General features: G+C 66.1%; 7 protein-coding genes. 3 read left to right on the top strand and 4 right to left on the bottom strand.

All coding sequences use genetic code 11. The annotated features are described in order from the left end of the window. The 4 genes from VN419_RS05955 to VN419_RS05940 form a co-directional block, all read right to left on the bottom strand. Nucleotides 1–2,372, bottom strand: a 2,372-nt coding sequence (locus VN419_RS05955; RefSeq protein WP_325645461.1) for a PAS domain S-box protein, incomplete at its 3' end; no start/stop codon positions are given. Next, nucleotides 2,369–3,208, bottom strand: coding sequence for a substrate-binding domain-containing protein (locus tag VN419_RS05950; RefSeq protein ID WP_325645459.1), 840 nt, complete (start codon nucleotides 3,206–3,208; stop codon nucleotides 2,369–2,371). The genes VN419_RS05955 and VN419_RS05950, both read right to left, overlap by 4 nt. Nucleotides 3,209–3,264: 56 nt before the next feature. Then, entirely contained in the window at nucleotides 3,265–3,645 is a 381-nt protein-coding gene (locus VN419_RS05945; RefSeq protein WP_325645457.1) for a response regulator transcription factor, read from the bottom strand. Between the two features lie 176 nt (nucleotides 3,646–3,821). Further along, entirely contained in the window at nucleotides 3,822–4,280 is a 459-nt protein-coding gene (locus VN419_RS05940) for a helix-turn-helix transcriptional regulator (RefSeq protein ID WP_325645455.1), read from the bottom strand. A gap of 487 nt (nucleotides 4,281–4,767) precedes the next feature. Between VN419_RS05940 and VN419_RS05935 the strand changes: the two genes are divergently transcribed. From VN419_RS05935 to VN419_RS05925, 3 genes are read left to right on the top strand one after another with little or no spacing between them, the layout of a single operon-like run. Next, on the top strand, nucleotides 4,768–5,016 hold the full coding sequence (locus tag VN419_RS05935) for a hypothetical protein (RefSeq protein WP_325645453.1): 249 nt from the start codon (nucleotides 4,768–4,770) through the stop codon (nucleotides 5,014–5,016). Further along, nucleotides 5,009–8,701, top strand: a complete 3,693-nt coding sequence (locus tag VN419_RS05930; protein ID WP_325645451.1) for a PAS domain S-box protein — start codon at nucleotides 5,009–5,011, stop codon at nucleotides 8,699–8,701. The genes VN419_RS05935 and VN419_RS05930 overlap by 8 nt, the downstream gene beginning before the upstream one ends. Then, the gene (locus tag VN419_RS05925) at nucleotides 8,698–10,248 is read left to right on the top strand and encodes a DUF3369 domain-containing protein (protein ID WP_325645447.1); all 1,551 of its coding nucleotides are present in this window, start codon (nucleotides 8,698–8,700) and stop codon (nucleotides 10,246–10,248) included. Before VN419_RS05930 ends, VN419_RS05925 begins: the two co-directional genes overlap by 4 nt. Nucleotides 10,249–10,316 lie beyond the last annotated feature (68 nt).

The raw sequence follows: 10,316 nt of genomic DNA, 5'->3' as shown, positions 1-10,316 counted from the left end.
TTGAAGATCTTGTCGCGCGCGGCCGGGGGAATGCCGGTGCCCGTGTCCGAAACGGCGATGACCACGTCCTCGCCCTCCAGGCGCGTGCTGACGGTGATGCGCCCCCGCCCGCCGGTCTGGGCCACCTTGTCGGCTATGGCGTGGGCGGCGTTGACGATGACGTTCAGGAGCACCTGGTTCAGGTCGCCCGGCAGGCAGACGACTGGCGGCAGGTCCGGGGCCAGCTCGGTCACGTCGTCAGCAACGTATTTCCACTCGTTGTGGGTCACGGTGAGGGTGCTTTCCACCGCCTTGTTGATGTCCACGGCGCGCTTGTCCGGCCCGCCGGGATGCGAGAAGCGCTTCATGGCCTGCACGATGGTGGTCACCCGGTCGATGCCCTCGAAGGCCCGCGTGAAGGATTTGGGGATCTCCTTCTGCAGGTAGTCGTAGTTGGCTTCGCGCAGGTTCCGGGCGATGGCTCCGGCAAGCTCCGCCTGGGCCGCGCAGGAGCCCTCGCCGACGGCCTTGAGCCGGCCGCACTGGCCGAGGATGGCCTGGATCTCCTTGAAGGCGTCGAGGAGGAAGGACACGGAGTCGCCGATGAACTGGACAGGGGTGTTGATCTCGTGCGCGATGCCCGCGGCCAGCTGGCCGATGGACTCGAGCCTCTGGGCCTGCGCCAGCTTCGACTCCAGGAACTTCAGGTCGGTGATGTCGTCGCCCAGGCAGAGCACGCCGCCGAACTCGCCCTGCTCGTCCAGAATGGGGCTCAATGTGAAGGCCAGGAAGCCCTCCTGCCCGTTCGCGCCCTGGTAGTGCAGGTTATGGACCTTCACCGGCTGCCTCTCCTGGCGGCACTTGTCCATGCCCTCGGCCAGGGTCTTGGCGTCGAGCCCGAGGGAAAGCAGCCGGAAGTCCTGGCCCTGCACGTCGGCCAGGGGCTTGTGCAGAATGCTTCTGGCCGCCGTGTTCCACTGGTTCACGCGGCCCTGGGGGTCGATGACGAAGAGGATGGAGGAGATGGACGAGAGGATCTGGTTGATGCTGCGGTTGGTGGCGGCCAGCTCCTGGGTGCGCTGGAACACCCGCAGTTCGAGCATCTCGTTGGCCAGCTGCAGCTCCAGCTCCATGTTCTTCTTTTCGGTTATGTCCATGAAATTGCCGTGAACGCACGCGATCTTGCCGTTCACGAATTGCGGAGTGCCCATGAGGCGCACCCACATGGTGCTGCCGCCGCGCGGCAGGAACTGCACGTCCAGGTCGTAGGGCACCCCCTGCTCCACCGCCCGCCGGAAGGCCTGGGCCACAAGCCGCGCCGTGTCCGGGGGGTAGAAGGTCAGGGTCTCCTCGAAATTATCCACATCGTAGCCAGGCTCCACCCCGTGCAGGCGGTACACCTCGCCCGACCAGGTCATCCGCCGGGCCTCCACGTCGTACTCCCAGCCGCCGAAGCGGCTCAAGGCCTGGGTTTCCTCCAGAAGGCGCAGGGTCTGGGTGAGCTTCTCCTCGTCCTCCTTGCGCAGGGTTATGTCCTGGGCGTAGCCCACGGTGCCGATGATCTCGCCGTCCAGGGACACGGGGGACTTGTAGATCTCCAGGCAGCGCCGCCGGCCCTCGTGCGTCACCCACTGCTCCGTGCGCTTGGCCTGGCCGCTGGCCAGCACCACCTTGTCGTCGGCCTTGAACTTCTCCTCCACCTCGCGCGGGGCGATGCCGAGATCCGACTGGCCGATGAGCTGTTCCTCGGTGCGCATGCCGGCGATTTCGAGAAACTTCGAATTCACCGCCAGGTAGCGGCTCTCCACGTCCTTCAGCCAAACCATGAACGGAAAGTTGTTCAAAAGCGCCTGCCGGTAGCGTTCCTGGGCGCGCAGGTCGCGCTCGGCCTCGGCCAGGGCGGCCAGGGGCAGGCTGCGGATGGGGCCCCAGAGAATCCAGGCGCAGACGAAGCTGCCGCAGAGCACCACGAAACCGGCCAGCAGGGTCTCGAAAAGCGATTCCCGGCCCTCGATGCTGCCCGCAGGCAGGCCGAAGGAATACACGGTCTGGCTGCGCACGACGAAAGGCCCGCGCTGCCGGGAAAGCGCCTCGGCCAGGATTTCGCCATCGGACTTGAGGATGCGGAAGCCCTTCTCGTACGAAAGGTGGCGGTCGAGCGCGCCCAGCATGCGGTCATGGGCCACGTCCCAATTGTCCGGCTGGGTGGCGATGAAATCCGTGAGGGCGACGGCCTGGATGCGCAAGGTGCCCTCAAGCTCGGCCGTGATGCGCGTGTACGAATACGCCAGATAGGCCAGGGGCGGAACGATGCCCACCACCAGGGCCAGCACCAGGGCAAGCCGCGAGACCAGGACGGCCAGCGGCGATTTGTTCCTGTCGTCCCCGTTCATGGCGCAAGTGGCAGGTAATCGTTGCGCAGCAGAATCTCCCGCGCTTTTGCAGAACGCAGGAAATCCGCGAAAGCCGCCGCCTCCGGGCTGGGCCGCTGGGGAAGGACCACGGTGAGCCGCTTGTGCCATGGGTATTTTCCGGTCTTGAGGTTGGCGATGGTGGGGGCCGCGCCATTCAAGGTGAACAAGTGGAGGCGCACGTTCATCGTGGTCAGCAGGCCCAGGGTGGTGGGTCCCAGGGAGCCGTGAACAGCGGCCAGCACGGTAACGGTCTCAAGGTCGTTCACCGCTCCGGCCATGCCTGGCCGGTTCTTGGCCGTTTTCAGGGCCTCAGCCAGGGGTCCGGACATGTCCTTGAGCAGCAGGGTATCGCTTTCGAACTCGCCGCGCAGCACCAGCCTGATGGGCGCGCCGTCGTCCCACTTGCCGAGCGTGCCCGCGTACACCTGGGCCAGTTCGTCCAGGCTGAAGCCGCCCCGGCGCTGTCCATCGCGCGAGGCCATGACAAAGGGCGTGTCCGCCAAATCGAAGTGCTGGCCGAACTTTGCGAATTCCGCCTGCGCCAGGGGGCGGCCCACCATCACCAGATGCACGCGGCCCTGTTCCAGGGCGCGCAGGGCCCCGTTGGTGCCCAACGGCGGCGCGATGAGGCGCAGGGTGTGCTCCGGAGCCTGCTTGCGGTGGGCGTCGAACAGAAGCTGCACCAGCGGACCGGACGACCCGGTGCCGCCAACGATGAGTTCGCCCGCGCGGGCGGGGACGGCCAGACTCAGGATGAGGCAAAGGGCCGCCGCGCACCGGCGCGCAAGCGACCGGAACCGTAAACGGCTCCGCATGGTGTCCTCCTTGTCCAGAAGCGCCGGGACTTCGCGGCCCGCGGCGGCGTGGGGATTCAGCGTCCCAAAAGGGCGTGGATGGCCGCGGCCAGCTCCTCATGGTTCACGGGCTTGGCCATGAACCGCTCGCCGCCGATTTCGCCGCCATGCTCATCCACCTCCTCCCGGCTGATCATTCCGGTGAGGAAGATGATGGGGATGTGCGCGGTGACGGGGTGTTCGCGCAGGGCCTCGGCCACCTCGCCCCCGGACATGCCGGGCATCATCACGTCGAGCACCACGACATCCGGCTTTTTGGCGCGGGCCAGGGCAAGCCCGGCCTTGCCGTCCTGGGTGGTCAGCACGGAAAAGCCGTGCCGGTGTTCGAGGTTGAGCTTCAGGCCCTCGCACAGGCTGGCGCTGTCGTCGATGATGAGTACCGAGACCTTGCCCAGCACGCTTGCCTCCTTGCGGGCACGGGCCGCCACAGGGGGCGCACTCCGTGACCGTAATACAACGTCATTACATTTCAGACTATTACGTACAACATATACCACGGGAATACGCAGTTGCAAGATACTGAGAGTACGAGTCGAGACGCATCCCAGGAACTTGGCGTTGCAGAAGCGAGACGCTACTTTTGCGTTTTGCGGGCGGCGGACGGAAGCGGAGGCAGCGGGGTTTCCGTGGTTTGGAACACCAGGTTGCGGGCGCTGCGCTTCGTACCGGAGAGGTACAAGGCCAGGTACGGGCTGGGCTGATGCACGCTGGCGCGGCAGGCCAGGCCGGAGGCGTCGGGCTGGCTGGCCGGCATGGCCTGGTCGATGGCGCCGGACTTATCCAACCGCTCCGGCGCGGCGGAAGGCGCCGCAAGAGGCTCTGCGGCGAGGAGGCTGGCCGCGTCGGTGTTCAGGCTCTTGGCCAGGCGGTTCAGCACCTGAAGCGAAGGCACGGCCAAGCCTCGCTCCAGCTTGTTCACGTAGACGCAGGAGATGTCGGCGTTCTCCGCCAGCTTGGCCTGGGTGAGCCGGGCCTTATGGCGCAAGGCCCGCAGCCGTTCTCCCAAAATGCCGTAGTCGTCGTTCCCAGCCATCTGAATTCCTGTATGTTATGCCACCTGTCCGGGCAAATGCGGATTACCCTACGCATACCCCTGACGCCACCCGAGCGCAATACCAGAGTCGTCTCACATCTATTCCGTGAATAGATATATAGAGTTACACCAAAGACTTGCGCAGGACAGGAGCCCCAGCGCCTTGACAATAAGCCAATCGAATAACAGCAAAAATTGTCCTACAGTAGAACCCAGGGGCAGGCCGCCCAGGGAAGTGAGCGTTCGCTGTCTGGCCTTGGTCTCTTTCGGCAAAGCGGACCGCACACAGGCGGGCGGCGCGGCGCAGGATTCATGGCTGGATGCCGTAAGAGTACAGGTTCCCATTGCGCAACAGCTTCTTTTCGTTGTATTGTCCAGGCTACCGTTCGGCACGCTTGGCGTTGCGCGGCCCCGGCCAAGGCTTCCGGGACCGCCGCGGGACGGAACGCGGATGCAAAGACTGGCTCTGCTGGCTGGGGAGGTCGCGATGGACAATTGCTGGGGACGCTCTGGCGTGTTCGGCCTGGTCTTTGCGGCGCTCTTGCTGGTCTTCAACTGGCCGCTCATGAGCATCCCCGGCCCTGGGCACCTGCTGGGCTGGCTGTTCGCCGCCTGGGCCGCGGCCATCGTGCTGCTTCTGCTGGCCGCGCGCGGGGTTTCGGCCTCGTGCCTGCCCCCGCGGGATGACGGCGTCCCTCCCCCCCGCGAAGACGCATCCGGGCCCGGCGATGTTTAGCCCGCTCTTCGTGCTGCTGCTGCTGGCCGCCTACACGGCCTGCCTGTTCCTGCTGGCCCGCTGGGCGGAAGCCCGCTCCGAGTCCGGCCGCCCGGTGACGGACCGCCCACTGGTGTACGCCCTTTCCCTGGCCACCTACTGCACCAGCTGGACCTTCTACGGCTCCGTGGGCAAGGCCGTTGATTCCGGTCTGTTCTTCCTCACCATCTACATCGGTCCCACCATTTCCGCCGCCCTGTGGTGGCTGCTTCTGCGCAAGCTGGTGCGCATCAAGTCAAGCTTCCACGTGGCCAGCATCGCCGACATCCTGGCCGCGCGCTACGGCAAGTCGCACCGTGTGGCCGCCCTGGCCACCGCCGTGGCCTTCGTGGGCAGCGTGCCCTACGTGGCCCTGCAACTCAAAAGCGTCATCTCCACCTTCTCGCTCCTGGCCGAAGGGTCCGAGGGCGGCTCGCCGCTGCTGACTTCCATGGGGCCGCTCGTGGTGACGCTCATGATCTGCTACACCATTCTGCTGGGCGTGCGGCGCATGGACCCCACGGACCGCCACCCCGGCATGGTGGCCACGGTGACGGCCGAGGCGCTCATCAAGCTGGTGGCCCTCCTGGCCGTGGGCGTGTTCGCCACCTTCGTCCTGCACGACGGCCCGGCTGAACTCATGGCCAGCCTGCCGCCGGAACGCCTGGCCCACGTCATGGGCTTAAGCGACGCCTCCGGCTCGCCCTACGCGGCCTGGGCGGGCTACCTGATCCTGGCCATGTCGGCCACGCTGTTCCTGCCCCATCAGTTCCATCTGGCCGTGGTGGAAAACTCCGACGAGCGGCATATCCTGACCGCCGCCTGGGCCTTCCCGCTCTACCTGCTCCTGATCAACCTCTTCGTGGTGCCCATCGCCCTGGCCGGGCTTTCCGCCGGGCTCAACCCCGCCCAGGCCGACACCTACGTGCTGGGCCTGCCCCTGGCGGGCGGGCAGCGCGTCCTCACCCTGCTGGTGTTCCTGGGCGGCTTCTCGGCCGCCATGGGCATGGTCATGGTTTCGGCCATGACCAACGCGGTGATGCTGACCAACCACGTGCTGTTGCCGGTCATCGACCGCGTGCCCGCCCTGGCCGGGCTGAAGCGCCGCCTGCTGGAATGCCGCTGGGGCTCGGTGGCTTTTCTCATCCTGGTTTCCTACTGGTTCGAGCTGGCCGTGGGCGAGTCGTACATCCTGGTGAACATCGGCATCATCGCCTTTGGCGCGGTGCTGCAGTTCGCCCCGGCCATCCTGGGCGGCCTGTTCTGGAGCCGCGGCACCAGAGCCGGGGCCATGGCCGGCCTTTCCGCCGGCGTGCTGCTGTGGGCGCACACCATGCTGCTGCCCGCCCTGTCCAAAAGCGGCCACATCTGGGCCGCGCCCCTGCGGGAAGGGCTGCTGGGTCTGCCCCTTCTGCGGCCGGAGGCCCTCTTCGGCCTCACCGGGTTGGACCCGGTGGCGCACTCGGTGTTCTGGACCCTGCTGTTCAACGTCGGCCTGTATGTCGGGGTGTCGCTGACCACCCGGCAAGCGCCGGAGGAAATGGCCGTGCTGGCCGAGTTCACCGGCCTGCCCGGCGGCGCCGAGCGCAGAGCCGGCCCCCTGGCCGAGGACAGCATCGACCTGGCCGAAAAGCGCAGGCTGATGGAGAGGCCCCTGCGCGAGTATATGCCCAGGGGCGAAGCCCGGGAGATTCTGAACGCCAGCGTGCGCACCCTGCGCCTGACGGGACGGCAGCACATCTCCGTCACCACCCTGGCGGCCCTGTACGCGGAGGTGGAAAAGGCCTTTTCCGGCGTGGTGGGCGCGGCGGCCGCGCACAAGGCCCTGGCCAGGGCCGGGGTGTTCACCCCGGAGGAGACGCGGGCCTTGAGCGAGGCCTACGGCGACCTGCTGGCGCGCATGCGCATCACCCCGGACGAAATGGTGCGCCGCGTGGACTACCACATGGAGCGCGAGCGCCTGCTGACCATCCACGCCGAGGAGCTCAAGGAGACCATCCGCCTGCGCGACATGGAGATCACCGAACGCAAGCGCATGGAGGAGGCCCTGCGCAAGGCCGAGGAGAACTACCGCAGCATCTTCATGAACGCGCCGGAAGGCATTTTCCAGAGCACCCAGGAAGGGCGGCTCATCTCCGCCAATCCGGCCCTGGCGCGCATTCTGGGCTATGCCTCGGCCGAGGAGCTGATGGAACTGGTGGAGGACCTGGGCAGGCAGGTGTACGCCTTTCCCCTGGGCCGGGAAAAGTTCATCCGCACCCTGACGGAGAAGGGCTCCCTGGACGGCATGGAGCTCACCGTGCGCCGCAAGGACGGCAGCCTCATCTGGTGTTCCATCATCGCGCGGGCCGTGCGCGGCGAGGACGGAAACATCACCCGCATAGAGGGCCTGCTGGCCGACGTGACCGAACGCAAGCGCGCCGTGGAGGAACTGCGCGAGAGCGAGGCGCGCATCCGCGCCCTGTTCAACGCCACCTCCGACTCGGTTATCCTCATGGACACCGAGGGGCTCATCCTGGCCATCAACGAGCACGGGGCCAAGCGGCGCGGCCTGGAGCCGGAGGACATGACCGGGCATTTCATCTACGACCACCTGCCTCCCAACGCGGCGGAGATACGCCGCCTGCAAACCCAGGAGGCCGTGCGCACCAGAAGCCCGCGCACCTTCGAGGAGGAGCGCGGCGAGTCCTTCTACTCCATCACCATCTACCCCATCATGGATGACGACGGCGTGCCCAGGCAGCTGGCCAGCTTCTCCCGCGACATAACCGCCCAGCGCGAGAGCGAGGCGACCATCCTGCGCATGAACGAGAGCCTGGAGCAGCGCGTGCGCGAACGCACCCGCCAGCTGGAGGAAGCCAACGCCGAGCTGAAGCACGCCCTGGACCAGCTGACCAACGCCCAGCGCCAGCTGGTGGAATCGGAGAAGATGGCTTCCCTCGGCGGGCTGGTGGCGGGCGTGGCGCACGAGATCAACACCCCCGTGGGCATCGGCGTCACCGCGGCCTCGCACCTGGCGGACAAGACCAGAGAGATGACCGCGCAGTACGCTTCCGGCGGGCTCAAGCGCGCCAGCCTGGAAACCTACTTGGCCGTGTGCGACGAGTCCACGCTCATGATCCTGTCGAATCTCAAGCGCGCGGCGGAGCTCATACGCAGCTTCAAGCAGGTGGCCGTGGACCGCTCCACCGAGGAAAGGCGCGTGTTCCGCCTGCGCGACTACCTGGAGGAGGTGCTGCTTTCCCTCCGCCCGCACCTGAAGAAGACCGACCACGAGGTGCAGGTCATCTGCGACGCGGGCATCTCCATGGACTCCTACCCCGGCGCGCTCTCGCAGATCATCACCAATCTGGTCATGAACTCCCTCGTGCACGCCTTCGAACCGGGCGAGGCCGGGCGCATCCTCATCACCGCCACGCTTGAGGCGGGCCAAGTGCAGTTAATATACGTAGATAACGGCAGGGGAATCCCCCCCGAGAACCTGGACAAGATATTTGAGCCATTCTATACGACCCGTAGAGGCAGAGGAGGAACGGGCCTCGGCCTGCACATCCTCTACAATCTGGTGACGCAGAAGCTTGGCGGAACCGTGCGCTGCGAAAGCACGCCCGGACAAGGGACCTCGTTCACACTCCTGTTGCCCCAAGGCGGTCATGACGCGCAATGACTGAGAACACCGACGATCTCCTTTTCGCTGATGACGACGAAGCCCAGACCCACGCGCCGGGCTCGCCCGCGGCCTGGGTGGTGCTCATCGTGGACGACGAGGCCGAGGTGCACAACGTCACCCGGCTGGTGCTTTCCGGCTTCCGCTACAAGGGGCGCGGGCTCGAATTCCTCAGCGCCTACTCCGGGGCCGAGGCGCGCGCCATGCTCTCCGCCCGCCCGGACATCGCCGTCATCCTGCTCGACGTGGTGATGGAGGAGAACGACACCGGCCTCAAGCTCGTCAAATACATCCGCGAGGACCTGGAAAACCGCTTCGTGCGCATCATCCTGCGCACGGGCCAGCCCGGCCAGGCCCCGGAAGAACGCGTCATCGTCGAGTACGACATCAACGACTACAAGGAAAAGACCGAGCTGACGGCGCAGAAGCTGCTGACGGCCATCGTCTCCGCCCTGCGCACCAGCAGCGACATCGCCACCATCGAGGCCAACCGCCTGGGCCTGGAAAAAATCATCGAGGCCAGCGAGAACATCTTCGAACTCCAGTCCATGGAGAAGTTCTCCACCGGCGTGCTCAGCCAGCTCATCTCCATCCTCGACCTGAACCGGAACGCCATCGTCTGCCAGGCCTCCGGCTTCGCCGCGGTGAACGACAAGGGCCGCTTCAACATCCTGGCCGCCACCGGGGAATACCAGCCATACGTGCGCCGCAACGTGGAAGAGGTGGTGCCCCCGGAGGTTTACTCCCACTTCGAACGCGCGGTGAAAAGCCGCACCAGCCTGTTCTTCGACGGCAAGCGCTACCTGGGCTACTTCCGCAGCCAGAACGACTCCGAAAGCGTCATCTACCTGGAGGGCTGCAAGGAGCTGACCGAGCTGGACCTGCAACTGGTGGAGATCTTCTTCGCCAACGTGTCCATCGCCTTCGACAACCTGCACCTGAACAAGGAGGTGGAGGACACCCAGCGCGAGATCGTGCTGACGCTGGGCGAAACCATCGAATGGCGCTCGCAGGAGACCGGCAACCATGTGCGCCGCGTGGCCGAGTACATCTTCATCCTGGCGCGCGAGTATGGCCTGCCCGAGGCCGAGGCCACCCTGCTGCGCCTGGCCGCGCCCATGCACGACGTGGGCAAGCTGGGCATCCCGGACAGCATCCTGAACAAGCCCGCCGCCCTGTCCGACTCGGAGCTGACCGTCATCCGCACCCACCCGACCATCGGGCACGAGATCCTCAAAGCCTCGCACCGCGAGCTGCTGCAGGCCGCGTCCATCATCTGCCTGCAGCACCACGAGCGCTTCGACGGCACCGGCTACCCCAACGGACTGGCCGGGGAGGACATCCACGTCTACGGCCGCCTGGCCGCCGTGGCCGATGTCTTCGACGCCCTCATGAGCGACCGCATCTACCGCCAAGCCTGGCCCCTGGCCCAGGTGGTGGAGCACTTCAAGGCCGAGCGCGGCAAGCACTTTGATCCCAAACTCGTGGATATCCTGCTGGATAAACTGGACACCTTCCTCAAGGTGCGCGAGCAGTACCAGGGCTAGCCGCGACACTGCCCCGCGCGCCCCGGCCTTGGCGCACATTTTGACACAAACATGCCTCCCCCCCGCGC

This window comes from Humidesulfovibrio sp., from assembly GCF_035560995.1.
GTDB lineage: Bacteria > Desulfobacterota > Desulfovibrionia > Desulfovibrionales > Desulfovibrionaceae > Humidesulfovibrio.
Note: the sequence above shows the minus strand (reverse complement) of the source record. Positions and strands in the feature narration are given on the sequence as shown.